The 23,467-nt window shown below is 47.8% G+C and carries 27 protein-coding genes and 1 other annotated feature; of the genes, 12 read left to right on the top strand and 15 right to left on the bottom strand.

What is annotated here, in order from left to right; translation table 11 throughout:
- Positions 1–55: 55 nt before the first annotated feature.
- Both ACZGCQ_RS03645 and ACZGCQ_RS03640 read left to right on the top strand, forming a co-directional pair.
- A complete protein-coding gene (locus ACZGCQ_RS03645) occupies positions 56–712 on the top strand; it encodes a carbon-nitrogen hydrolase family protein (protein WP_481265452.1) in 657 nt (218 codons plus the stop codon).
- A gap of 58 nt (positions 713–770) precedes the next feature.
- Positions 771–1,022, top strand: a complete 252-nt coding sequence (locus ACZGCQ_RS03640) for a hypothetical protein (protein WP_481265451.1) — start codon at positions 771–773, stop codon at positions 1,020–1,022.
- Here ACZGCQ_RS03640 and ACZGCQ_RS03635 read toward each other — a convergent pair.
- Genes ACZGCQ_RS03635 through ileS form a run of 3 tightly spaced genes read right to left on the bottom strand, consistent with a single transcriptional unit; the run spans position 1,001 to position 5,073 of the window.
- Entirely contained in the window at positions 1,001–1,477 is a 477-nt protein-coding gene (locus tag ACZGCQ_RS03635; protein WP_481265450.1) for a GNAT family N-acetyltransferase, read from the bottom strand. The genes ACZGCQ_RS03640 and ACZGCQ_RS03635 overlap by 22 nt on opposite strands.
- Positions 1,478–1,493: 16 nt before the next feature.
- Positions 1,494–1,979 carry an SMI1/KNR4 family protein gene (locus tag ACZGCQ_RS03630; protein WP_481265449.1) on the bottom strand — a complete coding sequence of 162 codons (486 nt, stop codon included), beginning with the start codon at positions 1,977–1,979 and terminating at the stop codon, positions 1,494–1,496.
- 10 nt (positions 1,980–1,989) lie between these two features.
- Positions 1,990–5,073, bottom strand: a complete 3,084-nt coding sequence (gene ileS, locus ACZGCQ_RS03625; RefSeq protein ID WP_481265448.1) for an isoleucine--tRNA ligase — start codon at positions 5,071–5,073, stop codon at positions 1,990–1,992.
- Positions 5,074–5,129: 56 nt separating this feature from the next.
- Positions 5,130–5,375 (bottom strand) — a binding site (T-box leader).
- Positions 5,376–5,459: 84 nt separating this feature from the next.
- Here ileS and ACZGCQ_RS03620 point away from each other — a divergent pair.
- A complete protein-coding gene (locus ACZGCQ_RS03620; RefSeq protein WP_481265447.1) occupies positions 5,460–6,008 on the top strand; it encodes a GNAT family N-acetyltransferase in 549 nt (182 codons plus the stop codon).
- 4 nt (positions 6,009–6,012) lie between these two features.
- Here the strand turns inward: ACZGCQ_RS03620 and ACZGCQ_RS03615 are convergent, their stop codons facing one another.
- The 4 genes from ACZGCQ_RS03615 to ACZGCQ_RS03600 all read right to left on the bottom strand — a co-directional run bounded on the left by ACZGCQ_RS03615 (position 6,013) and on the right by ACZGCQ_RS03600 (position 7,497).
- A complete protein-coding gene (locus ACZGCQ_RS03615) occupies positions 6,013–6,543 on the bottom strand; it encodes a hypothetical protein (protein WP_481265446.1) in 531 nt (176 codons plus the stop codon).
- A gap of 6 nt (positions 6,544–6,549) precedes the next feature.
- Positions 6,550–6,933, bottom strand: a complete 384-nt coding sequence (locus ACZGCQ_RS03610) for a hypothetical protein (protein WP_481265445.1) — start codon at positions 6,931–6,933, stop codon at positions 6,550–6,552.
- Complete coding sequence (locus ACZGCQ_RS03605; RefSeq protein ID WP_058705222.1) at positions 6,926–7,135, bottom strand: helix-turn-helix transcriptional regulator; 210 nt, start codon at positions 7,133–7,135, stop codon at positions 6,926–6,928. Before ACZGCQ_RS03605 ends, ACZGCQ_RS03610 begins: the two co-directional genes overlap by 8 nt.
- 137 nt (positions 7,136–7,272) lie before the next feature.
- Positions 7,273–7,497, bottom strand: coding sequence for a DUF2188 domain-containing protein (locus tag ACZGCQ_RS03600; RefSeq protein ID WP_029341445.1), 225 nt, complete (start codon positions 7,495–7,497; stop codon positions 7,273–7,275).
- A 146-nt stretch (positions 7,498–7,643) separates the two neighbouring features.
- Between ACZGCQ_RS03600 and ACZGCQ_RS03595 the strand changes: the two genes are divergently transcribed.
- The 3 genes from ACZGCQ_RS03595 to solA all read left to right on the top strand — a co-directional run bounded on the left by ACZGCQ_RS03595 (position 7,644) and on the right by solA (position 11,548).
- Positions 7,644–8,114 (top strand): DUF2975 domain-containing protein, encoded by a 471-nt coding sequence (locus ACZGCQ_RS03595; protein WP_350468915.1) that lies wholly within the window; start codon positions 7,644–7,646, stop codon positions 8,112–8,114.
- Positions 8,115–8,646: 532 nt separating this feature from the next.
- Complete coding sequence (locus ACZGCQ_RS03590; protein ID WP_481265444.1) at positions 8,647–10,344, top strand: methyl-accepting chemotaxis protein; 1,698 nt, start codon at positions 8,647–8,649, stop codon at positions 10,342–10,344.
- A gap of 70 nt (positions 10,345–10,414) precedes the next feature.
- Positions 10,415–11,548: an N-methyl-L-tryptophan oxidase gene (gene solA, locus ACZGCQ_RS03585; RefSeq protein WP_481265443.1), complete on the top strand. Its 1,134-nt coding sequence runs from the start codon at positions 10,415–10,417 to the stop codon at positions 11,546–11,548.
- A 67-nt stretch (positions 11,549–11,615) separates the two neighbouring features.
- On the opposite strand, the gene ACZGCQ_RS03580 is transcribed toward solA, so the two are convergent.
- On the bottom strand, positions 11,616–11,885 hold the full coding sequence (locus ACZGCQ_RS03580) for a hypothetical protein (protein ID WP_214729737.1): 270 nt from the start codon (positions 11,883–11,885) through the stop codon (positions 11,616–11,618).
- 148 nt (positions 11,886–12,033) lie between these two features.
- Here ACZGCQ_RS03580 and ACZGCQ_RS03575 point away from each other — a divergent pair, with 148 nt between their 5' ends.
- Both ACZGCQ_RS03575 and ACZGCQ_RS03570 read left to right on the top strand, forming a co-directional pair.
- Positions 12,034–12,552, top strand: coding sequence for a transcriptional regulator (locus ACZGCQ_RS03575; protein ID WP_481265442.1), 519 nt, complete (start codon positions 12,034–12,036; stop codon positions 12,550–12,552).
- Between the two features lie 76 nt (positions 12,553–12,628).
- Entirely contained in the window at positions 12,629–13,720 is a 1,092-nt protein-coding gene (locus tag ACZGCQ_RS03570; protein WP_481265441.1) for a hypothetical protein, read from the top strand.
- 177 nt (positions 13,721–13,897) lie between these two features.
- On the opposite strand, the gene ACZGCQ_RS03565 is transcribed toward ACZGCQ_RS03570, so the two are convergent.
- Entirely contained in the window at positions 13,898–14,248 is a 351-nt protein-coding gene (locus tag ACZGCQ_RS03565) for a cupin (protein ID WP_481265440.1), read from the bottom strand.
- Positions 14,249–14,444: 196 nt separating this feature from the next.
- Between ACZGCQ_RS03565 and ACZGCQ_RS03560 the strand changes: the two genes are divergently transcribed.
- The 3 genes from ACZGCQ_RS03560 to ACZGCQ_RS03550 are packed head-to-tail and all read left to right on the top strand — an operon-like array spanning position 14,445 to position 16,320.
- Complete coding sequence (locus ACZGCQ_RS03560; RefSeq protein ID WP_481265439.1) at positions 14,445–14,672, top strand: PLDc N-terminal domain-containing protein; 228 nt, start codon at positions 14,445–14,447, stop codon at positions 14,670–14,672.
- Positions 14,669–15,553, top strand: a complete 885-nt coding sequence (locus tag ACZGCQ_RS03555) for an ABC transporter ATP-binding protein (RefSeq protein ID WP_481265438.1) — start codon at positions 14,669–14,671, stop codon at positions 15,551–15,553. The genes ACZGCQ_RS03560 and ACZGCQ_RS03555 overlap by 4 nt, the downstream gene beginning before the upstream one ends.
- Positions 15,550–16,320 (top strand): ABC transporter permease, encoded by a 771-nt coding sequence (locus ACZGCQ_RS03550; RefSeq protein WP_481265437.1) that lies wholly within the window; start codon positions 15,550–15,552, stop codon positions 16,318–16,320. Before ACZGCQ_RS03555 ends, ACZGCQ_RS03550 begins: the two co-directional genes overlap by 4 nt.
- Before the next feature lie 47 nt (positions 16,321–16,367).
- On the opposite strand, the gene ACZGCQ_RS03545 is transcribed toward ACZGCQ_RS03550, so the two are convergent.
- The 5 genes from ACZGCQ_RS03545 to nikA are packed head-to-tail and all read right to left on the bottom strand — an operon-like array spanning position 16,368 to position 21,371.
- The gene (locus tag ACZGCQ_RS03545; RefSeq protein ID WP_481265436.1) at positions 16,368–17,165 is read right to left on the bottom strand and encodes an ATP-binding cassette domain-containing protein; all 798 of its coding nucleotides are present in this window, start codon (positions 17,163–17,165) and stop codon (positions 16,368–16,370) included.
- Positions 17,162–17,968: an ABC transporter ATP-binding protein gene (locus tag ACZGCQ_RS03540; protein WP_481265435.1), complete on the bottom strand. Its 807-nt coding sequence runs from the start codon at positions 17,966–17,968 to the stop codon at positions 17,162–17,164. Before ACZGCQ_RS03540 ends, ACZGCQ_RS03545 begins: the two co-directional genes overlap by 4 nt.
- Complete coding sequence (nikC, locus tag ACZGCQ_RS03535) at positions 17,965–18,810, bottom strand: nickel ABC transporter permease subunit NikC (RefSeq protein WP_481265434.1); 846 nt, start codon at positions 18,808–18,810, stop codon at positions 17,965–17,967. The genes ACZGCQ_RS03540 and nikC overlap by 4 nt, the downstream gene beginning before the upstream one ends.
- Positions 18,807–19,748 (bottom strand): nickel ABC transporter permease, encoded by a 942-nt coding sequence (gene nikB / locus ACZGCQ_RS03530; RefSeq protein WP_481265433.1) that lies wholly within the window; start codon positions 19,746–19,748, stop codon positions 18,807–18,809. Before nikB ends, nikC begins: the two co-directional genes overlap by 4 nt.
- A gap of 12 nt (positions 19,749–19,760) precedes the next feature.
- Entirely contained in the window at positions 19,761–21,371 is a 1,611-nt protein-coding gene (gene nikA / locus ACZGCQ_RS03525; RefSeq protein ID WP_481265432.1) for a nickel ABC transporter substrate-binding protein, read from the bottom strand.
- A gap of 255 nt (positions 21,372–21,626) precedes the next feature.
- Between nikA and ACZGCQ_RS03520 the strand changes: the two genes are divergently transcribed.
- A complete protein-coding gene (locus tag ACZGCQ_RS03520) occupies positions 21,627–22,184 on the top strand; it encodes a hypothetical protein (protein ID WP_481265431.1) in 558 nt (185 codons plus the stop codon).
- 54 nt (positions 22,185–22,238) lie between these two features.
- On the opposite strand, the gene ACZGCQ_RS03515 is transcribed toward ACZGCQ_RS03520, so the two are convergent.
- The gene (locus ACZGCQ_RS03515) at positions 22,239–23,195 is read right to left on the bottom strand and encodes a GAF domain-containing protein (protein ID WP_481265430.1); all 957 of its coding nucleotides are present in this window, start codon (positions 23,193–23,195) and stop codon (positions 22,239–22,241) included.
- Between the last annotated feature and the right edge of the window lie 272 nt (positions 23,196–23,467).

Raw genomic sequence — 23,467 nt, 5'->3', positions numbered from 1 at the left:
TGACGAATAGAAAGTCTGATTTTTCAGATATATTTATGCCTGAGAGGATGTTTTGATGAAATTATTAATCGCTCAACCAAAACGCGAGACCGGACTCGAGCAATTCGAACGTGAAATCGCCGCTTATCCTGAAGTCGATCTGATTGTCTACCCGGAAGGCTATTGTACGCTCACGGAACTCGAACGCGTGCAACACCTTGCTAAACAGTTCGAAACAGCCATCGTCCTCGGTTACAAGGATGAAGCGAATCTCGATCGCGCTGTCATCATCGATGCGACAGGGAAGATTCTTCTTGATCGCGCAAAAACACCAGAAGCTGGACCGCTTTATACACCATCAACAGCAAACGACGGGTTATTCCGCTATGGATACGTCCTCTGTCGCGAAATCTTCTTAGGAAAAGACGGACTACGCGAGGAATCCGGACTTGATCTCATCTTCAACCCGATTGGCGTCGGCATGTTCAGTGAAGAACAGTATGCCGAATGGTCCGGTGAAGCGTGCATCATCAGTCAGGCGCAACAAGCACTCATGATCGGAACGAGTCATGCCGATGGTTCGTACCGTAACTGTGGTTTTTCAATTCCGATTGCCTTCATCTATGACGAGACCGGTGAGCCGTTACTGTTGTCTCATAACGATACGCGGACACGTCTGTTTGATACGGTCACGCGTCACGTCGAAGTCGTCGGTACACCGTCTTTATCGTAAACGAACACACGCTTCTTCCGGTCAGAAGAAGCGTGCCATTCCTTCAGGAGGTGCTCTTATGTCTCAAACAGGTCGTACATCGTTCTTTTGGAAACGATACTTCTATGTCTTCTTTCCTTTGTTCATCTTCGGCGTTAGTCACGAATCGTACTTGGTCGATAATCCGCTAGCTAACCTTGAGGACATCGGTGAGTTCGTCTTCTTCTTTTGCCTTTATCTGTTTAACTTTGCCATTCTTGCCGCTCTTTTGACGAATCTGTGGTGGTTCTTCCTTCCGACAAAACCCGCTCATTCCGAAACCGATTTTTGATAGGAAACGAGTGTCGCCCGTTCGTTGAGCGGTTGACTGACACCCGTCAATCGATAACCCATCTTCTCATAGAAGTAACAGTTGCGCGTCTCTTCACGAATCGTCCGCAGTTCCCATGTCGTTGCAGTCGGATACGCTGCTTCAACGAGCTGTAATGCGCGTTGGGCGATTCCTTCACCTTGACGGTCTGGATTTAAGAACATCGGACTGATCGCGTAGCGACTCGGTGCTTTCGCAACGACACAAATCCCGCCGACGACGTTACCGTCGACGATGATTTGATGAAACGCACTACTCGGATGCGTAATCCGGTGAATGACACGATCGATCGATTCGTTCGCCGGATTTGTTGCAAAATCCTGATACCGCTCGAGTGTCTCTGAAAACGCCTCGATTTGAAGCATGTGAAGCTTCGGAGCATCTGCAAGAGACGCTGTCTGTAATTGAATGTCCACTGAACCTCTTCCTCTCTTAACGGAACCACTCCCAAAATGGTGTGCCTTGCGCGACAATCAAGTAGTCGAGCCATCGCTCGAAGCCGAACGGCATTGCATCTTCTTCCCATTCCTCGAAATTAAGAAATTCCCCACTCCAAATCCGATTTCCTGCCGGGCGATTCATCTCGTAGACGATCCACTCCCCGTCTGGTCCTGCGCCGATCGCCAAGAAGTTTTCGGGACATTCCCACATCTCGCTATACGTCAGGCAATCCTCGATTGAAAAGAGTTCGAACCCATCGTTGTAGGATAACGTTTCGTGTTGAAAGAGCTTCGCCCCGTTATGTTGACTTAAGAACGTCTGATAGTCGTCTGCCGTCCACGCAGGTAACAGCGCGAGCTGTTCGTCCGTCGCTCCTCGTTTAAAGATGAAACGTTCTCGGGCTACTTCCCCTTCTTCTTTTTGGACCTCTAACAAACCGTCGACGAGTCGACCTTTTAATGCTTCTAATGCAATCATGCTCTTCTCCTTAACAATATTCTTTCGTTGGTGTGAACGAGACACCGACATCGTGTCCGCCTAGCTGAACATCCCCTGCTCCTTGTAGCGGTTCAGTTCGCACGGAGGATAAGGCAAGGTGTTTGAATAACAAAGGCTCAAACGTCTCGACGATCGGTTGGAACGTCGCATCGACCGACAAGACGAGATCGATTCGGGCGTCCCGCGATAATGCTTGTGCCTTCCGTTCCGACTGGATATAACGGACGAGCTCCCGCATCCAGCGTTCTTGCTCCAGTGCTTCCGTGATCCGCGTATCGAGCGTCACGGTGAGTCCACCACTCGTCGCAGCAGCAAAGCCCGTCTGGACGATTGGTTCGACGATGACGTCCGCTTGACGCACTTCGACTTCATCGCCTGATGCGGTCTGATAGATCAATCTTCTGGTCTCGAGCAAGTCGGAAGTCTCCTGTGCAGACAATTGTTGTAGCCATTGGTGGATCGCGTTCGCTTGCTGTGCGAATTTCGCTCCGGCTGCGCGGAAGTTCAGTTTCAGACGGAACCGTGTCGTCGCTTGCGTCGTCGGAACGATTCGGACGTCTTTTACATTCAGTTCCTCTTGAATGATTGCCGTATAGTCCGCCCACAAAAAGGTTTCGCTCGATTGGACGCTTAGGCTAGCAAGCGGTTGTTTGACTTTTAAGGCGTGCGTATTACGTACTTGTCGTCCTAACTCGACGACAGACACGACTTGCATCATCTCGTATTCCAGATCAGGTCGGAGCATCGATCGATCGGCAACCGGATAATCCGCTTCATGTACGCTCATTCCTGTTAATCGCTGATAGACATCATCGGCAAGGTATGGGGTGAACGGAGCGAGTAGTCGTGCCGTCGTCGAAAGTGCGAAGTGAAGCGTCTTGTACGCGGCTTGTTTTTCTTGCGACCAATCAGCTTGCCAGAAACGTTCCCGCGAACGGCGGATGTACCAGTTACTGATCTCATGCACGAGTGTCGCAATGCTCCGCGCTGCTTGAGTCAATTGATAATCGTCCATCGCATCCGTCACGTCTTGCGTCGTCTGATGAACACGCGAGAGCAACCATTCGTCGAGTCGCGTCCGTTTTTGCGGACGTGAGCCATCAAATCCGTCCAGTTCGGCATATGTCAGATAAAACTGGACGGCATGATCCAGCGTATCGACTAGCTTTGATTTTGCTTCTTGGACGATCCGCTCAGCAAACCGTTTCGCACTCCACGGACTGCTGTCGACGAGTAGCGCCCAGCGCAGGCTATCAGCACCATATGCTTCGATTAACGCCACCGGGTCGAGGGCATTTCCACGACTCTTCGACATCTTCTGCCCGTTCTCATCGAGGACGTGCCCGAGTGCAAGGACACGCTTATAGGTAGGCTGTCCCGTGAAGAGTGTCGAGATCGCTTGCAAGCTGTAGAACCAGCCCCGCGTCTGATCGATGCCTTCGATGACGACATCGGCTGGATAGCGGTTAAGCGTCTGCGTCCGTGACGGATAATGCTGTTGCGCGAACGGCATCGCTCCGCTATCAAACCAGACATCGATGACTTCTGGTGTCCGGTGCATCACTCCCTGACACGTCGGACACGAGACCGATAACGCATCAACGTATGATTTATGCAACTCGACAGATTCCGTCGATGTCGTCGTCCGGTGCAACAACTCAGCCTTGTTTTTTGGAACGAACATCGTGTCACACGCTTCACACTCCCAGACGTTCAGTGGTGTACCCCAGTAGCGATTGCGACTGATGTTCCAGTCGACGAGTTGCTCAAGGAACTTCCCGAACCGCCCTTCCTTGACGTGATCAGGGTACCACGTCACAGACGCATTGTTCGCAAGGAGTTGTTCCTTGACGGCCGTCGTCTCGATGAACCAGTTGTCTTGTGCGTAATAGAGCAGTGGCGAGTCACATCGCCAACAATGCGGATAGCTGTGCGTATATCGTTTTTTCGCAAACAAGCGTCCCCGTTCAGCGAGCAGCTGGATGATTGCAACGTCTGACTCCTTGACGAATCGACCAACGAGTGGTGGAACGGCATCCGTGTAACATCCAGCAGCATCGACGACATTAACGAATGACAGACCGTTTTCCCGGACGACCCGGTAATCTTCTTCCCCGTACGCTGGAGCAAGGTGGACAAGTCCGGTTCCGCTCGTCGCTTGGACGAAGGACGCCCCGACGACCGTGTGACCGTTCTCTGGCGTCACGAAATCAAACGGTGGTTCATAACGCAAGCCGACGAGTTTCGCACCGAGCTGTTCGGATACGACCTCGACGGATTCTGAGAACAGTTCAGCGACTAACGCTTTTGCGACAATGAATTGCTCTCCTTCAAACGCTACCGTGACATACGTCAATTCCGGATGAACCGCCACCGCGACGTTTGCAGGTAACGTCCACGGTGTCGTCGTCCATGTAAGTAGAAACGTCTGCTCCATGTCGACGATCGGGAGTTTGACCGTCGCCGATAAGTCCGTCACGTCCTGATAGCCTTGCGCGACTTCATGGGAACTGAGTGACGTCTGACAGCTCGGACAATACGGTGATACACGATGTCCCTTCGTCAACCAGCCTTTGTCATGGATCGTCCCGAGGATGTACCAGACGCTTTCGATATACTCGTCCTCCATCGTCACGTAAGGGTCATCCATATCGACCCAGTAGCCGAGTTTTTCCGTGAAGTAACGCCACTGTGTTTCATAGGAGAAGACACTTTCCTTACAGCGTGCGATGAATGCTTCAACACCATAGTCTTCGATCGCTTGTTTGCCGGAGATCCCGAGTTGTTTCTCGACACCGAGTTCGACCGGTAGTCCATGCGTATCCCAGCCGGCTTTTCGTTCGACCCGGAACCCTTGCATCGTCTTATAGCGGGCGACGGTATCCTTGACGGTTCGTCCGAGTGCATGACCGACGTGGGGTAAGCCGTTCGCAGTCGGCGGTCCTTCGTAGAATACGAATTCCGCTTTCGTGCGTTGCTCAATCGATCGTGCGAAGACTTGGTCTTGTTTCCATCTGTTTCGAACACGTTCCTCGCGTTGTTGTACGGTTTCTGCTTGGTTTAGTGACGTCATCTCTTGTTCTCTCCTTTGTCGGTAACTAAGAGAATACAAAAAAGTCCGCCCCCTTTGACAGGGACGGACTTCACCGCGATACCACCCATATTCCGTCGAGAATGCTTATTCTCGACAGCACTTAGTTGCACACTATCATGTGCATTCCATGTAACGGTGGACACCCGGTCACGCTTACTGAATGGTTCAGCGTGACTTCTCAGAGAGGATCTTCATGATTGATCTGGCTACCGGTTCTCAGCAATCCCGGTTTTCTGTAAGGCAGAGGGACAATCATTACTCTTTCTCGTCAACGAAATGATATGCTCTTGTTGTGGAGAATCTTACCATATGCCTTAAAGACTGCACAACAGCTTTTTACATTTTCTTGCAAAGGAGTTTTTTGAATGTTACATACTTTCCCAACGCTTAAAACGAACCGTCTCGTCTTACGCGAAGTGTTACCCGAAGATGCTACAAGTGTCCTCGCCTATTTATCAGACGAACACGTCGTCAAACAGATGGGACTCGACGCCTTTCAATCAGAAGCAGACGCGCTTGAAGAGATTGACTGGTACGCTTCGATTCGTCGCGATGGCACGGGCATCCGGTTCGGGATCACGTTACAAGAAGACGATGTCATCATCGGCAGTTGCGGATTCTTGAATCAGTCGGCACGCCATCAGCGGGCAGAACTCGGGTTTGAGTTGAGTCCAGCTTATCAGGGACAGGGCATCGCGAAAGAAGCAGCACTTGCGGTCATCACATATGGGTTTGAGGAGCTCTCTTTAAATCGTATCGAAGCACTTGTCTTACCAGCAAACACTGTGTCTCAACGATTGCTCGAACGGCTCGGATTCCAGCGGGAAGGGTTGCTTCGTCAATATGAGAAAACACGTGGTCAGTTCGATGATTTGTATATGTACTCGATTTTGCGGAGTGATTGGTCTGTCTAAAATCTCACTTTAGGTTCTTCGACTCTAACTTTTTGATCCGTCGGTAGACTTCTTCTACTTCTGTTTGCGCAAACCAGGCATCGGGATGCTTTTCAAACATCAACAAATTGATATACCATTCGATGTTATCAGGATCTAATTCGACTGCTTTTTTTGCATGGAATAAAGCGATTACGCAAGCTCCCTCGAGATGGCAAAGTGGATGTAACATCAATGAAGACGTCAAATCATGTATCTCGCTTGATTCATGGTGTTGGAGTAAATAATTCATAAAGGCATATATCGTGAGATGAAACGTATCAAACCCTGCACTCAGGATCATGTTGGATTGCTCTTCTTTTGTTAACTCTAAAAATAATTTCGCTGCTTTCTCGAAATCCATCTCGGCAATATGTTTCCTTAATCGGTACTCTAATTCCGTCACGGTGATTCCCTTCCTCCATAAAAAATCGCTGTTAATTGGCACTTGCACTATTACCCGAGTCGTCTCTCCCAGTAATGTATCTAACATCCGTTGCAGAAGATCGACTGCCATTTCTTTTCATCGATAGGATCGTGCCTTTAGGAATTCAATGATCGGCAACAGTGTCAGTCCGATAGCGAACAAGACGATTAATAACAGATTCGCTGATTCATGTAAAAAGTAATCGAGACAGATGAATCCAAAAATCAGGACAATCAGGATTTTGTAGCTGACGAGATCGCTTTCCGTCGTAATCTTTTTGCCGAGTTCATCTTCTGGCACAGGACGCTCGTCTTCTCCTGATCTTGCCCACGTAAAATACGAGAAGAACATGATCAACAGAATCGCCAATTGAACAATCGAGAAGAACGTTACGTTGTTTTCGATGATCATACTGATGACTGTAAGACTCGCAAGTATCACGAGCGTTACTAAAAATAAAACCGTTTTTTTCTTAGACATCCCATTCCTCCTGTTCTGAAATGAACAGATGATCGACTTTTGTCCGTAAGACTTTGGCGATATTAAACGCTAATTGTAAAGTCGGATCATACTTGTTGTTTTCAATCGCATTAATCGTCTGCCGACTGACCTGACAACGATCAGCCAGTTCTTGTTGCGATAATTTTGCCGCTAGACGTCGCTCCTTGATGTGGTTTCTCATGTTCATTCCTCCACGACGTGTCAAATTCTTTTTACATCTCTACTGTAATGAATTTCCATCATCATGTCAAAAACTTTTGACATAAAAATCATTAAAAAGACACGCTCTCATGATCAGAACGTGTCGTATATGATGGCTCAACCTCGTGGTGGAAATGGATCATGTCCGTAGGAATCTTTTTCCCGAATCTGCCCTTCTTTGTTATGAATGACGAGCTCTGTCTTCTGACTTTTCGCAATGCGACGCCCTTCTGCAATCGCTTCTTTCTGTGTAGCGAATCGTTTGGTTGCTCGAGTCGCACCGGCAGCTTTCACTTGATAGCCACCTTTTGGATGCGGCGTGACATGTTGCTCTCGTTTCATCACGTGACCTCCATTTCCTTAATCTATTTCATCTACATGACACTATTTTAAAGTGCGGTTGCCTCTTCACTTGAATTTTCTACTAGCCTCTCGGGAGATGCAGTATACTAAAAGAAACGTTTGTTGCCTCGAAAGGAGTTGATATCGTGAATCATTTCGTCTGGCAAGTTCGGTTTTTACGCTTTATCGTCTTCGGTATCATCTTCAGTCTGTTCGGTTTAGCTGGTCTTGGTATCCCACTTGTCTGGCATGGTATCACGAAAAACTTGTTACTCGAGCGACCTGGCTACAGTGTTCTATTGACCGCATACCTTATCTTCATCCCGACTCTTTTGATTTTATTCCATGCGCTCCGCATCCTTCGATATATGTCGATGGCTCCTCCGGCTTTTCCACTCATCACAGCTTCCATTCAATCGATGAAATTGTCTTTTTATATCGTCGCCATTTTAACGGCATGTCTCTTTCCCGTCTTTTTCTATATTGGTCAGATTGACGACGCGCCTGGTCTGATTATCATCGGAATCGGTTTGATTCTTGCTCCGTTGACAATCGGAACGCTACTTGCCTGTATCCAACAATTATTATTACGCTATGTGTTGCCTATGAAATTCTAACGTGAACGACCGAAAAACAAGTTCTCATGATTGTTTTTGTCATTCTAGCCGTTGCTTTTCCTACCTATACACTTTGTTCAATCTCGCTCCTAAGAGCGGGATTTTTTAGTTCGCGTCACATTGATGGCTATCCTGATGTCCCTGTTTCAACAGAATCTTCGATTGGCAACGTAGACATGTCATCAATCGAAATGTGGTTTTTTTTGTGCTGACCGCGTGTCTTCGTAATTCATTTTCATATACATGTCTTGCCTTGATTCGATGATCGACTTCACTTTCCATCTCAATCCCTCTTCCCTCAACTTGTATTTTTTTCTATCTAATATGTGCCCTGAATCATTCTTAATAAATCCTTTTTTAAGAAAAAACGGTTTTTCTTACGACCTTTTATAAAAAAATCGTCAAAAGGTCCTGTTTAATATGTATTTTAACGACCGATAAATGAATTACAGATAGAAAATATGAGTTGAAAGGACGGTTGCATGTGAAAAACACAACCAAGAACCATTCCATCCGAACACGTCTTTTAGTAATGATTAGTTTGATTTTGATTGCCTTTTTTGTTTTTAGTAGTCTGGCCTTATACTTCAATACGAAACAAACTGCAGTCTCAACGCTGAAAGCGACCGCCGAAAAGGACGCGCTTCGCATCAGCAAAACATTCGACACAGTGGCTTATAGCGAATTCCTACAATCGCCTGTCGCGTCCGAGCAGTATGAAACCCTACGGAATCAACTTGATACCTTACGTAAACAAAACGGACTCTTGTATACATACACAGCACGCATCGACCAAAACAAGGTCCATTTGCTGATTGACGGTCTCCCTAAGAAAGATGCCGCAAAGATTAATGAACCGGCGAGTGGCGCAAAAGTTACTGACATGAAGGACGTATTAAATGGTGGAACACACGCGACGGACATCATTGATGATCCTGTATATGGACAGTATATGAGTGTCTACGTTCCGTTAAAGGATGCGTCTGGTCAAATCATCGGAATTCTTGGCGTCGACATCGCTGCGAAGGAAATCGATGCCCTCACAACAGAATTATTAAAACAAAATGCACCGATTTTCATTGGACTTTTACTTCTTCTGTTAACGATCACACTCGTCTTGCTCTACTTCGTCCTCGGTCGAAAGTTACGTCCGCTCGAGACGTTACAGAAAGTCGCTGCCTTGATTGCTGAGGGACGACTCGATCAGGCAAAACAGAACTTGACCGATTTGACGATTGTTTCGAAAGACGAGATCTATGCGCTTGCCATCTCGATTCGTGATATGAACGAGATGCTCCGGACGATGATCGTCGATATCAAACAGACTGCTACCCTTGTCTCAACGACAAGTCAATCGATTGACCAAAGTACGTCGGAAGTACTCGACGGTTCCGAACAAATTGCTCATACGATGTCGGAAATCGCGACCGGGACTGAAAGTCAAACACAAGTCACGCTTTCATTGAATGACGAGATGAATCGATTCGCAGCATTGATTGAAACAACGAATCAGTCTGGTATTGAAATCCAAGGAACGACGGAGCAGATGGCAACGCTGACAGGAGTCGGACGGGATCAAATGTCTGCATCAGTCGAACAGATGCGCCACATTCATCAGCATGTCACGCAATCCGCTAAACAGATTGATCTACTGAAACAGCAATCATCAGATATCCAAACTCTCGTCGGCATCATCCGCGGTATTTCCGAACAGACGAATCTACTCGCCCTCAATGCCGCGATCGAAGCGGCACGCGCTGGTGAACAAGGAAAAGGATTCGCCGTCGTCGCGACCGAGGTCAAGAATCTCTCAAGCCACGTCGCTAGCAGTGTCAGTGAAATCGCAACGATTGTCACGTCGATCGAAGCCAGTGCGCAACAGATGCAACACAGCTTCAAGACGACGGTCGAAGCAACAGCAGCTGGTGAACAAATCGTCCTCGATACGGATACGACGTTCGAACGGTTGACCGATCAAGTCACACACGTCTCATCAGCAACACAGCAGATGACGCAACAGATGGAAGACGTCTTGCAGGCAGAACGGTTCATCCGTAATGCTTTGACGGAAATTGCCGCTGTCGCGGAAGAGCATACGGCGAGTAACGAGGAAGTTGCCGCTGCATCTGAACAAATGATCGCGACGATTACGACGCTGCATACGCTCGTCGGTGATTTGAACGACCGGACAGAACACTTAGAACAAGAAGCCCGTCGATTTGAGATTTAATCTTTCATTTGTTCTTTTCTAGTTCTCACTCTATACTGGTGTGAACTTACATATGAAGGAGTCGAACCAGATGTCCCATTATGATGTCATCATCGTCGGTGCCGGATCCATGGGGATGGCAGCCGGCTACTATCTCTCACGAACCGATCAAAACATCTTACTATTAGACGCTCACGATCCACCGCATGATCAAGCGAGCCACCACGGGGAGACTCGGATCATTCGTCATGCCTACGGAGAAGGTGAAGCGTACGTACCACTTGCGTTAGCCGCGCAACGCTTATGGTACGAGTTGGAACAGATCAGCGGTCGGAGCCTGTTTCTGAACACCGGAGTCTTAAACGCTGGTCACCGTTCGTCCCGTTCGATGCAGACGATCATCAGGAGTGCAGCGCAATACGATTTGCCGCTTGAGGTCCTGACGGCTGACGAAATCAGAACCCGCTGGTCCGGTTTAACGATGCCCGACGAGTATATCGGTTGTTTTGAACCAACGTCCGGTGTGTTGAAGTGCGCGGATTGTATTGAAACATACCGCGATCTTGCTGTCGCAAACGGTGTCGACATCCAGACGAATGCGAAAGTGACGACGCTTACCGCCCACGCCACTGGCGTTGACGTAACGGTCGGATCAGACACCTATTCAGCTGATGCATTGATCGTCGCAGCCGGTGCCTGGTCTGGTCCATTGCTCGAACAAACTGGACTCTCCTTACCACTGCGCCCGGTCCGCAAGACATTCGCCTGGTTCGAAGCAGCGGAAGAGGTATTCAATGACGCGGTGTTCCCTGCCTTCGCCTTTGATACACCCGCCGGTTATTATTACGGTTTTCCAAGTATCGCTCAAGCCGGTCTGAAAATTGGGCGTCACGACGGCGGCATTCCCGTTGATCCGAATCAACCACGCCGTCCTTTCGGTCAAGAGACGGGTGATCTGGCTGATTTACAACAGTTCACGAATACGTTCATGCCCTCAATCGATACTTTAGCTCACGGCAAAACGTGTCTTTATACGATGACACCCGACGAGGACTTCATTATCGATTTGCATCCGGACTATCCGCATATCACAATCGCCGCCGGCTTTTCCGGTCACGGATTCAAGTTCAGTAGCTTAGTTGGAAAAGTACTCAGTGAATTGATCATGGAACGATCGACGACTGAACCGATCGAACCGTTCGCGATTAAGCGTTTTGCGAAATAAGGCATATGAAACGACAAAGACCGGCAACGAAAATGCGTTGTCGGTCTTCTTTATCAACGGTATGATGTCACACCGATTCATTCGATTGTTCCTGACTTTGTGCAGCTAGCTTTTCACGTTGCTTTTTCTCATCTTCAGTCCACCAGCCGTGGATAAGTAATACGAGTCCAACGATCAATGCACTAATCGGGAAAAACGATAAACCATACTCTCCAAGGTTTTCTCCTAGAAATTCTGGAGATAATTCAATATACGCTTGGAATAGTTGAACGATGAAGAATAAGAAAAAACTTGTAATGAGGGCATATGTACCGTAGCGATAACTTGTATTTTTCATATGACGACTCCTTTCTAAACATACTCTAATATAAATCATTCAAGGGATGCACTAAATCCCCTCTTTTTACATTATCATTTTTAAGAATGTTTCCAAAAACATGATAAGATAGTTTTAGAATCTCTTTCGTAAAGGAGTGGAACACAACGTGAACTTTAACTTATTCAAAAATCATGTCCGATTTAAGATTGCGCTCGAATTGATCGATCGCGAAGACGGCTTATCCATCATGCAACTGAATCAACGCTTAACGGATGTACCGCAGTCGACCTTATACCGGCAAGTAAATGCGATGATGGACGATCAGTTGTTGAAAATCGTCGCCGTCCAGCGCGTCGGAAAAGTCGAGGAAAAAATCTATGCCTTGAACACGAGCGGTTACCAGATCAGCGAAGCGGACTGGAACAGTGCGACGTACGACGAAAAAGTGAATTTCGTCTCGTTCTACTTCATGTATGTCTTACAGCAGTACCAGACGTACTTCGAACAGACCATTCAAACGCAAGGTCAGGACCACTCGACGTTCTCGATCGCGAAATTGCAACTGACTGATGAAACCTTCAATGATTTTCAACAGGACATGCGGACACTGCTCGAAAAATATCATCACCTAGAGACAGAAGACCAGGCAACTGAACGGACCGTCTCACTCGTCATCTTGCCCTAAACACGCTCCGTTTCTAGAAGCGTATTTTCACCAAACTGAAACGAGACAACATTGTGAGGGAGAGAAAATAGACCCCATGAAACGGATCAAAGAAGATCTTGATGCAATTGTACTGGATACGTTAAACATAAAAGCAGAACAGATTCTAAAGATTGGTGAAGGAGCTTGGCACACTGTATATAAGTTAAAGAGAGTAGATGATCAAGACCTTGTGATTCGCATAAAAAAGAATGAGGCTTATGGGGAGTTGCAACAGATTGATGAACAAGAGCTGACTACAGAGTATGAGTCTACGAAAGCTTACTATTTACACGCCAATACAAGTGACCAAAATGTCTGTCCTGACTTTTATCAGTATTTTATTGAAGATGACACAGTATTTACAGTAGAAACGTTCATGGGTCGTGGAACAGATTTATTGTTACTCGATCAGAATAAAGCCCATTCTTACGGTACGAAATTAGGACAAATTTTTCATCGTATACACAACCAGAAAACCTCTATTGCAGGCTTCGGGGAACTGCACTGGCAAGGTAAAACTTTACGAGGTAACGATTTGAGAAACAGGGATGCATTATGGCAGGAAGAAAATGAACACGTCTTAACCGCCTTAAATACGCTCATTCACTCTAGTCTTTGCTTTGATAAAGAAAAAGTCGGTCAGCATATTCATGCTCTAATTGAGAATAGACGAACTCAGGTTCAAAACATCTCGCTCGTGAATCAAGATGTAACACCAGAAAATTTAATTTTAACTGATGCACACATTGCAATCATTGACCCGTTTCCAAGATTGGATTTTGATTTAAAATATGCGGCTTACTTTGTTTTTTGTTACAAATTTCTGTTACCAGCCTTTTCAAATGCTCCACGATACATAAATCAAGCGTATCAAGAAAAAAGTAATGTTCTAAATAACATAGCTGACGGATTCATAAGTGGATATTGCTTTAACGTAGATGAAGACGAATTTTCAACTCAATCTCGACGGTTACTGGATGAGTATGCATTGTGGGTATTGCAAGAAGCATATGAGCACTACAACGTGTTAAATCAGCCTCATCTCAATCATAAAACAACGCAACAGATGGGGAATCGAGAACTGATAACTGCTCGGTTACATCTATGCCTCGAAGAATTAGAAAAATGGTGTACGGAATCAGAGTAGAGGCTAACGTTTGCGTCAGCCTCTACACAGATAAAAAGAATGACGCTTCACACGCAACTCCTACAGGAAAAAGCGCATTTTCGCGCTGTCAGAGACAAACAAGCCTGAGGAAAGAGCATGAGAAAACGAATCATTCTTTTTTTGAATCAGCCTCTTTATGTATCGCACTTGGTTTCGTCATACGGAAACGAGTGTTGACATATCGAGTTCTTCACTTTCAATCACGATCGCCGTTAAACCCGTATCTGTTTTCGTTTCGTGCCATTCTCCTTGATTCCAAAACACGGCTTCCCCACTCTGTAGTTTTATGTAGTTATCCGTTTCCCCTCTTACCCATCCTTCACCCTCTACGATTAACAAGAGTTGCGGCACGACCGCTTGGTGATAACCGACTACGCCATCCTTCTCTAAATGGATGCATCCGATGTGCGTCACTTTTTTCGTCTGCATGATCCGTGACATCACGAAGTTCGAATCGAATTTCGTGATTTTTTTACCAACCTCTTTTTTGAATTGATAAATCTGCATATAATCCTCCTCGAAATCATGATTCGTTTGATAGTTCGTCTTTCGTCTAAACGATTTGATTCAAATCGCATTTGGAAATTTTTGATAAGAGAAGTTTATCACAGCTCTAACTGATTGAGAACTAACGACGATTCGTCTATGGCATTGACTTTTCTATTTTCATTATTGATAATGGTAATAGAAAAGGAGGGTTTTTATGAATACAGATTTCTCTGCCTTATCACACATCGACTGGGAACGACTTCTGCCCCTATTATTGATTTACCTCTCCATCAATCTGATTCTACTCAGCTGCGCCTGTATCGATTGGTTTAGACGAAAGGACCGGATCGCGACACCGACTACTTGGTTATTGATCATTCTCCTCGTCCAGCCGATTGGCTCAATTCTCTACTTCGTCCTCGGAAGGAGGACGACGATATGATTCAGATTTCTCATCTCCAGCTTTCACTTCAACGACGTCTCATTCTAGACGATATTTCCTTTACGATTCATGAACATGAGTGTCTCGGACTGATTGGTCCGAATGGTGCCGGAAAGACGACACTCCTGAAATGTCTGAGCGGCATGATCGAGAGTGACCGTGGTTCCATCACGATGTCTTCCCGTCCCATCCAACAACAGCAACAATCAATCGGCTACTTATCGCAGCAGACTGACTTCAAGCCTTGGATGACGTGCGAACAAGCAATGCGTTTCTTCGGACGCTTGTCGGGGCTTGATCGCGCAACGTTAAATAAAAGGATTCCAATTGTCTTACAGGAAGTCGGTCTCCACGACCAACAAGCAGAAGTCATCGAGCATTTGTCCGGCGGTATGCGCCAACGTCTCGGGATTGCCCAAGCGATCTTACATGAACCGACATTTCTGATTCTTGACGAACCGGCTTCTGCACTTGATCCGAGTGGTCGACATGATATCAATCAGTTGATTCTCCGCTTAAAGAAACGGATGACGATCATCGTCTCGACTCACTTGTTAGAGGACGCGAAGATGTGTTGCGACCGCTTCCTCGTCATCAAACACGGAAAATTGCTGGGGCCGCTCGATAATCAACGCAACGTGGATCAATACCGGATTCAAGTCGAGACGCTTACAGCTGCCCCGTCTTTTTCTGCGACCCTATTTCCACGAGTCGAGATTGATCGAATCAACCCGTGCTGCTATCAGTTCTCCGCACAGCAACCGCTCAATCTCTCAGAGTTAGCGACCACCTTGATTCAGCTAGGATGGTCGATTACTTCGATTGCCTATCAACCGATTGGACTCGAGGAACGGTTTCTCGACATGGTGGCGGACGTATGAGGACATTTTATACACTGACGCTGACCGAGTGGTTGGAAGCGTGGAAAGAATGGAAGATCGTCTGGTTACCGCTATTCTTCATTGCCCTCGGCGTGACACAACCATTGCTGTTGATGTATATGGATGTCTTGCTCGCACACGTCGGAAACGCGGACGGAATCATCGTTGATCCGAATCGCCCTGCCCCGCAACCGCTTGACGTCTTCAGCGCAACAATCCACGGGCAGTTCAATCAGCTTGGCTTGATCGTCCTTATCATGAGCTTCATGGGACTGCTCGCTTCAGACCGACAAACCGGCATGCAGGATTTCATTCTGACGCGCCCTGTCTCTCGGAATGTCTATCTCCTGTCAAAATGGTTCAGTCACGGGATGATCAGTCTCTTCGGGATTTTGATCGGCGCACTCACGTCCTATGGTCTGACCGTCTATTGGTTCGGATCCCTTTCGCCGCTGCTTGCGCTACGCATCATCCTCGATTTTAGTCTTTGGACGTTATTCGTCGTTAGTCTGACGCTACTGATCAGCACTTTCTTGCGATGCGCTGTTCCAATCGGTATCCTGTCGCTCGTCGTTTCCTTACTACTTGTTGCACTTCCTTCATTAATGCCAGACATTCTATTCTTTATGCCTGGCGCGCTACTGTCGCTCCCATCGCACACGTCGTTTTTTTCTTCGTCCCATCTAATCGGAATCATTTCTTGTCTCATTTGGATTCTTCTCACACTTGGCTGGTCAGCTCTTCGGTTCCGAAAAACGGCTGATTGATCCACCGCTACAACACAAAAAGGATAACGGAGCCGTTCAGCAGTCCGTTATCCTTTGTTTGCTTGTGTCTTTCGAATCGTTCGTTGTCTTGGGTGCACGGCAAGCTTTGCTTGGCGCATCCGTTCGACGGCAGGATCCGTCGCAGCATCGAACGCAACTAGACTCGGATAATGTCCGACGAGTCGTCCCTGCTCTAAAATCGCGAAGCTGTCACAGAGTTGTTCGGCAGCTTTAATGTCATGGGTGATGAAGACATATGTTAAGCCGTGTAGCCGCTTCAAGTCAGCTAACAATGCAAGAATCAATCGTTTGTTGACCATGTCGAGACTGCTGACTGCTTCGTCTAAAACGATCAGTCGCGGTTCAGCAGCAATCGCTCGCGCGATCGCAATCCGCTGCAGTTGCCCGCCACTGAACTGCGCCGGATATTTTTTCAGATCCGTTGCTTTGAGCCCGACTTGTTCAATAAGCGTGACGAGACGCTGTTGCCGCGCTTCGCCCTTTAAACGAATGAAGTTATCAAGCGGTTCGGCGATGATATCGGCCGCTGTCAGCTTTGGATTGACGGCAGCGAACGAATCCTGAAAAACGACTTGGACGTCTCCTTGAAACGGTCGTTTTGTCGCATGCCGGTCGACACCGTTGAACCAAATCGTGCCGCTTGAAGGACGTTCGAGTCCGAGCAACAGTCGTCCGAGCGTACTTTTTCCGGCACCGCTCGACCCGAGTAATCCGAGACACCGCCCCGCTTCGAGCGTCAACGACACATCCTGCAAGACTGTCTGTGCTGGTCGAAACCGGCGTTTATAGACGTGTGAGACTTGATCGATCTGTAGTAAACTCATCCGAACGCCTCCCTTCCTAGATGCTGTGCAAGAAGGGACTGCGTATACGGATGTTGCGGTCGATCGAACAAATCAAAGACATCTGCTTGCTCAACGATTCGTCCTTGCTGCATGACGAGAACATCGTCTGCAAGTTCAGCGATCACACCGAGATCGTGCGAGATAAGTAACATTGCCGTTCCATAGGTCGCCCGCATCCGTTCGAGTAACTCAAGCACCGTCTTCTGATTGAAGACATCAAGTGCCGTCGTCGGTTCGTCAGCAATCAAGACGCTCGGGCGCAGGGCAACGGCTAAGGCGATCATGATTCGTTGCAACATCCCGCCGCTCAGCTCGAACGGATAAGCTTTAAGCAATCGGGCGGCGTCCGTCAGATTGACTTCTTCGAGTGCCGTCATCGCTTGTTGTTTTGCTTCACGTTTTGAACAACGCGTATGGGTCTGAATCGTCTCGATCATCTGGTGTCCGATCGAGTAGACCGGTGTGAAGGCACTCATCGGATTTTGCATGATGAACGCAATCTCACCGCCCCGAATCGTTCGCACAGCGCGTTCTGATAAGGATTGAATTGATGTTCCGTTCAGTCGAATATCGCCAGTGACGTCTGTTGTCTGTGGATTAAGCAGACGCATCAAGGCGAGACTCGTCACCGTTTTTCCGCAGCCACTCTCTCCGACAAGACCAAGAATCTGTCCAGCTTGAATTGAGAACGTCACACCTTCAATCAATGTCACTTGTTGTTTCGTACGGACGGTCAGACCGTCGACAGCTAAGATCGGTACGATACGGGCACCTCCTCTCATTTCATCGTTTTTGACACACCGAATCGTTCTGCTAACTGTTCTCCTACTAGATTAAAGCTGATAATGATGAGCATGATCGCAAGTCCTGGATAAATCATCAATTCCGGATTCGTCCGGATGTACGATTTTCCTTCGTGGATCATTGCGCCCCACTCGGCAGTTGGTGACTGGACACCAAGACCGAGGAATGACATCGCTGAGATATCCATGATCGCCCAGCCCATCTCAAGCGTTCCGATGACAAGCAGTGGCGGTAAGATGTTCGGCAGGATATGCGTTCGGATGATCTTCCACGAAGACGAACCGTTGACGCGAGCAGCGGCGATGAATGCTTCCGTCTTCAGCGTCATGACCATTCCGCGGAACATTCGCGCGTAGTAGACCCACTGGACGAGCATCAAGGCAATGATGACTTGCTTGAGTCCTGGACCGAAAATACCGACGAGACCGAGGACGAGAATCAGACTCGGAAATGCCATCACACCGTCACACAGACGCATCAAGAGTTGATCGACCCAGCCGCCACGGTAACCGGCAAGTGTTCCGACGAACAATCCGATTGCGAGCGAAGCGATGAAGATCAACACGGCACAACCAAGTGAGATCCGCGCGCCGTAAATCAAGCGCGACAAGAGACAGCGCCCGAGCTGGTCGGTTCCGAGCGGATAGGCTGACGACGGACCATGGAGTTTTTGTGTCAAGTCGACGAGGTTCGGATCATGTGGCGCGATCCATGGAGCAAATAAAGCGACACCTGCCATGCCAATCAAGACGAAGGCACAGAGATAAAGAAGCGGCGTATACCGCGACTGGATCATCGTTGCTGGAAGTGGAGTGTTCATACCGTTCCTCCTTTTTTCGCTAGGCGTGGATCGATTACCGCTTGAATGATGTCGACGAGCAAACTGCTACCGATGAAGACGAGTGCCGCAAGAAAGACGTAGCCTTGGATGACCGGCATATCCCGATCAAAGATTGCTTCAATGAAGTAGCGACCGAAGCCTGGCCACGAGAAGACGGTCTCGACGATGATCGTTCCCGTCAGCAACTTCCCAAGGTTCATCCCAAGACCCGTGATCATCGGCGGAATCGCCATCCGAAGGACGTGTTTCCCAAGAATCCGTCCTTCCTTTAATCCACGTGTCCGAGCAAACAAGACGTACGGTTCATTCAATGCTTCAATCACACTGCCACGGAGCAATCGTGTATACAAGGCGATCAACGGAAAAGCGAGCGTCAATGCCGGTAAGATCAAGTGCATCACACTTCCCGTCCCCCCGACCGGGAACCAATCCAGCTTTACGGCAAAGAAGAAGATGAACAGATACCCGAGCCAAAACGACGGGATTGAAGCCCCGATGAAGGCGATTGCCCGACTGAGATGGTCAAAGAATCCATTCTTTTTGATCCCAGCAAGGAATCCGAGCGGGATGCTTATGACGAGTGCGAGCAGTAGACTCGTTAATGCCAGCTCGACCGTCGGTGGTAAGCGGAGCAAGACATCTTCAAGGACCGGTTTTCCGGAAAGATACGATGTTCCGAAATCGAGCTGCGCCAAGCGGATGACAGCATCGAAGTATTGTTGGTAGAACGGTTGATCGAGCCCGAATTCTGCTCGTTTGGCAGCGAGTAGTTCATCCGTCGGTTGGATATGAGCAGCGGACAGATAGGCCTGTGCCGGATCAACCGGTGACAAATGAATCAACCCTGTCAGAATCAAGACCGCCAGTAACAAAATCGGAATGACGGATAATATGCGTTTGACGAGGAAGACCCCCATGTCATCCCTCCTTTACTTAATGCCGATCCGGGCAAATGGACTCTCATCCCGGTTCGCCGGGAACTGGAAGTTCGTCACGTCCGACTGATAGATTGCCATCTTCTTCAAGTACGAAATCGGAATCAATGCCCCTTGATCTTGGAGTGATGGCAGAATGTCAGCGTACATCTTCTGACGTTTCGTCTCGTCCGTTGTCTTCAAAACATCTTTGATTTCTTGCAACAGTTGTTCTTTATTCGGATAAGCCGAAATCGCTTCCTTGAAGCCGAAGCCATCCGTATCAATCAGGTTCACGAACGTATGCGGATCATACGGTGCACCGAAGTTACTGTAGAAGTTGATGTCAAATCGGTTGTCTTTGAAGCGCTGAACTTGATCCGGCAGTTCGACGGCTTCCGTCTTCAGCTCGACGCCGATTTTCGACCATTCCGATTGTAACGTTTCGGCCATCGCCTTTTGGACCTGCTCGGCCGCATCATACATCATACCGATTTGCAGCGGTTGACCATCCTTGACGCGGATCGTTTCACCCTTCGGCAGTTTCCAACCTGCTTCATCAAGGAGACGATTCGCTTCCTTGACGTCATAATCCCGTTGCTTCACTTTCAGGTTCGACGTGTACGGCATGTTCGGTGGCAACAGGTAGTCAGCTGGTGCTTCTATTCCCGACGTGATCCCTTCGACGAGAGCAGCTTTATCAAACCCGTGCTGGAGCGCCTGGCGGACGCGTTCGTCAGACAGACGCTTATTTTTCGTATTCAAGACGAGGAGACGCGTCGCGACTGGTTCGGACATCTCTGTCTTGTAGGATTTATCCGTTTTTAACTGATTGAAGGCATCGATGCTGATCGCCCCTTCACCGTAAATCAGATCAACTTGTCCTTTTTCGAGTGCTAAGACACGTGTTTCCGCATCCGGGATGATGTCGACCTTGATGTGATCGATGTTCGGCTTCGGACCCCAATAGTTCTTGTTGACCTTAAACGTCGCATACTGATCCGGTTTGTATTCGTCGAGCATCCATGGACCTGTCCCGACTTCTTTTTTGACACCCTTCGACGTATCGCCGTTTTCAGGGAATCCCGCTTCTCCGAGGAAACGGACCGGGCGGACGACCGCGAGTTCCTGAATCGTCGGGTAATAGGCTTCGGATAATGTCAGGCGGAACGTCTTCGCATCAACAGCTTCTGTCTTCTCGATTTTCGTGATGAAGCCAAGCCAGCTATGTAAGGCTTTTTGTTTGAGGATCGCGTCAAAGTTCTTTTTGACGATCGCTGCGTCGAACGTCGAACCGTCCGAGAACTTGACGCCGTCACGGAGCGTGAACGTATACGTTTTTCCGTCTTCAGAAATCTTCCAAGACGAGGCTAAGTATGGCTCGAGCTTTCCACCTTCTCCGTAGTGGACGAGTGGTTCATAGATCATCGACTGTGCGAACAGTTGTGATGGGTTGTAGACGTGCGGGTTCATCGTTCCGACGTCGCGTGGCCACGCGAGCGTCAATATATCTTTATCTTTTCGCTCTCCTGTCGACTCGCCCGGGTTCGAGCAGCCGATCAATAATGATGTCAAAGACAGGATCGAGACAGTAGAAATCAGTAATTTTTTACGGTTAACGTTCATGGTAGGCAGAACTCCCAACTTGTATTGATAATCATTTTCAATTGTAAGAGGGAAAGGGAAGGATTGTCAATGGATAATCCAGCTTTTAACTGGACTTAAAGGCGCTTTTTGACAGGATTTCCACGCTTAACTGAGCAACGTTCTGTGTATGCCTCTTGTTTGTCAATAATTGTAATCAGCTGTGTTAAGCGGTATCCTAGTTTGGATGCTGCGTTTCTTGTTTAACGAAATCAATTGCACGGAAAGGATGATAGGATGTCACGACTGGTTTCCTCCGTCTCGCTTGTGTTGCTCAGTCTGCTCTTAGTGCTCCCTTTACTGATGATCGATGGACTGATTTTCTACGTCGGAGATGTGTCCTACGATTCGTTCGTTGGTTGTCTGGTGTTTCTCGTATGTTTCTATCTCGCTAGCCTAGTCGTCAGCGTCGTCTTTGACGGGATGATGCGTGCGCTTGGCGGACTGTTTAAGCGTCGTTTCTCAAACATACTGTTTGCTGTCGTAAACGGTTCCGTCAGTTTGAGCGTCTTGCTCTGGATGGACCTCTACGTTGCGTCGATTACAATCTCGCTTGCGACGAAAGTCGTGCTGGTATCTATACATACGCTATTGTTTTATCTGATTCATCAATCGAGCGACTCCACTGTTAAATCTTCCGAAGTCACCGAACCACATGATCCAGTCGTAAAGGACGCCATCCGCTTGTTAGAGAATGAAGATCCCGTGACATGCGTCGAGACGTTATGTCTCAAATACCCTGAGCTTCCGAAAAAGGACATCATTCGGATCGTCTATCGTCTTCATGGCAACTAAAAGACCTGATCGTTTCTGAAGGGATTCAGAAGCGTCAGGTCTTTTGATATTCGTTCATTTCTTCGCCATCTCATAGAACTGATACGTATTCTTTCCTGACGACTTAGCGGCATATAGCGCAGTATCCGCCTGCTGTAACAAGGCTTGCAACTCTGGACGAAATTCGGCGTCATACATCACGATCCCGATACTCGTCGACACGCGGTAGTCCGTTTCCCACTCACTTAACGCAGTGACGATCCGCTCTGCGAGTCGTTCCCACCTTGCCCTTGAATCCGAATGACCGAAATGGAGGATGAATTCATCACCGCCTAGTCGTACGGCCATCGCATCATCCTGTTCGCGGACGAACTGCCGCAAGCGTTGTGCGACTTCTTGCAGGACGATGTCCCCCGTCTTGTGTCCATAGACGTCATTGACCTGCTTAAAGCTATCGAGATCAAGGAAGAAGACGGCCCCTGTCTGCCCGGGATGCTCCTCGAACTGCTTCGTTAAGTACCGCCGATTGTGCAGTCCTGTCAACGCGTCCTTCCAAGCATGACGCTCAAGCTCCAAATAGTACAAGAAGAGTCGGACGATCCGTTGCAATAGCTGAACATTCTTCTGTTCATACAAGCTGACCCGATTATTGATTGCACATAATGTGCCGAACGTCTCCCCGCTCGTCAAGACGATTGGAATACCCAAGTAGGAGCGGACGTGAGCCTCCTCCAAGCCCTTTCGCCAGTCGCCGAGTTGTTCCGCGTTTGGAATATTTTCAAGAACGACCGGCTGTCTCGTCTCGAAATCAATCAGCTTACATAACGATTGGTTCAGTTCAATCTGCATGCCTTCCATCATCGGGATATCTGCTTTATCGTTCGCGATCTTCAACATCCGTTGTTGCCCTGCTTCGATTGCTGATAAATACAGCATCTGGTCCGGTAGAATCTCTTTTGCGAAATCGAGAACATCATCCGCCAATTCATCAAAATTTTGATACATCTTCAAGTCTTCAAATGGTTGATTCATACAGCACCTCATTTCGAAGTCATCTTCTGTAGCGTCTCTGATTTGAAAAACGAAAATGTTACATTTATTACCATTTTCTCTTTTGACTATCGTTTAAACCTGTTTTCGTTAAAAGCATCCGATAGTCCTATTTTGAGTCTTAATTGAGAAAGATTATCATTTTTTTATTTTCGTATAGTTTATAGAAGGTAAAAATTTGGACAGTCAATTGACTGGAAATTAGCGTTGCGTCTTCCAAAATCGTCTGCTATCATTCTCGGTGAACATGACAA

This window comes from Exiguobacterium sp. HSB13 (assembly GCF_056764755.1).
This window is presented reverse-complemented; position numbering and strand designations above follow the sequence as displayed.

Coding starts and splice junctions, on each gene's coding strand:
- ACZGCQ_RS03630 (WP_481265449.1), bottom strand. CDS start 1,979: ATGATTGCATTAGAAGCATTAAAAGGTCGACTCGTCGACGGTTTGTTA.
- nikC (WP_481265434.1), bottom strand. CDS start 18,810: ATGAACACTCCACTTCCAGCAACGATGATCCAGTCGCGGTATACGCCG.
- ACZGCQ_RS03615 (WP_481265446.1), bottom strand. CDS start 6,543: ATGGCAGTCGATCTTCTGCAACGGATGTTAGATACATTACTGGGAGAG.
- ACZGCQ_RS03545 (WP_481265436.1), bottom strand. CDS start 17,165: ATGAGTTTACTACAGATCGATCAAGTCTCACACGTCTATAAACGCCGG.
- ACZGCQ_RS03515 (WP_481265430.1), bottom strand. CDS start 23,195: ATGAATCAACCATTTGAAGACTTGAAGATGTATCAAAATTTTGATGAA.
- ACZGCQ_RS03570 (WP_481265441.1), top strand. CDS start 12,629: ATGAAACGGATCAAAGAAGATCTTGATGCAATTGTACTGGATACGTTA.
- ACZGCQ_RS03600 (WP_029341445.1), bottom strand. CDS start 7,497: ATGAAACGAGAGCAACATGTCACGCCGCATCCAAAAGGTGGCTATCAA.
- ACZGCQ_RS03605 (WP_058705222.1), bottom strand. CDS start 7,135: ATGAGAAACCACATCAAGGAGCGACGTCTAGCGGCAAAATTATCGCAA.
- ACZGCQ_RS03550 (WP_481265437.1), top strand. CDS start 15,550: ATGAGGACATTTTATACACTGACGCTGACCGAGTGGTTGGAAGCGTGG.
- ACZGCQ_RS03580 (WP_214729737.1), bottom strand. CDS start 11,885: ATGAAAAATACAAGTTATCGCTACGGTACATATGCCCTCATTACAAGT.
- ACZGCQ_RS03555 (WP_481265438.1), top strand. CDS start 14,669: ATGATTCAGATTTCTCATCTCCAGCTTTCACTTCAACGACGTCTCATT.
- ACZGCQ_RS03640 (WP_481265451.1), top strand. CDS start 771: ATGTCTCAAACAGGTCGTACATCGTTCTTTTGGAAACGATACTTCTAT.
- nikB (WP_481265433.1), bottom strand. CDS start 19,748: ATGGGGGTCTTCCTCGTCAAACGCATATTATCCGTCATTCCGATTTTG.
- ACZGCQ_RS03520 (WP_481265431.1), top strand. CDS start 21,627: ATGTCACGACTGGTTTCCTCCGTCTCGCTTGTGTTGCTCAGTCTGCTC.
- ileS (WP_481265448.1), bottom strand. CDS start 5,073: ATGACGTCACTAAACCAAGCAGAAACCGTACAACAACGCGAGGAACGT.
- ACZGCQ_RS03590 (WP_481265444.1), top strand. CDS start 8,647: ATGATTAGTTTGATTTTGATTGCCTTTTTTGTTTTTAGTAGTCTGGCC.
- ACZGCQ_RS03620 (WP_481265447.1), top strand. CDS start 5,460: ATGTTACATACTTTCCCAACGCTTAAAACGAACCGTCTCGTCTTACGC.
- solA (WP_481265443.1), top strand. CDS start 10,415: ATGTCCCATTATGATGTCATCATCGTCGGTGCCGGATCCATGGGGATG.
- nikA (WP_481265432.1), bottom strand. CDS start 21,371: ATGAACGTTAACCGTAAAAAATTACTGATTTCTACTGTCTCGATCCTG.
- ACZGCQ_RS03565 (WP_481265440.1), bottom strand. CDS start 14,248: ATGCAGATTTATCAATTCAAAAAAGAGGTTGGTAAAAAAATCACGAAA.
- ACZGCQ_RS03560 (WP_481265439.1), top strand. CDS start 14,445: ATGAATACAGATTTCTCTGCCTTATCACACATCGACTGGGAACGACTT.
- ACZGCQ_RS03645 (WP_481265452.1), top strand. CDS start 56: ATGAAATTATTAATCGCTCAACCAAAACGCGAGACCGGACTCGAGCAA.
- ACZGCQ_RS03610 (WP_481265445.1), bottom strand. CDS start 6,933: ATGTCTAAGAAAAAAACGGTTTTATTTTTAGTAACGCTCGTGATACTT.
- ACZGCQ_RS03540 (WP_481265435.1), bottom strand. CDS start 17,968: ATGAGAGGAGGTGCCCGTATCGTACCGATCTTAGCTGTCGACGGTCTG.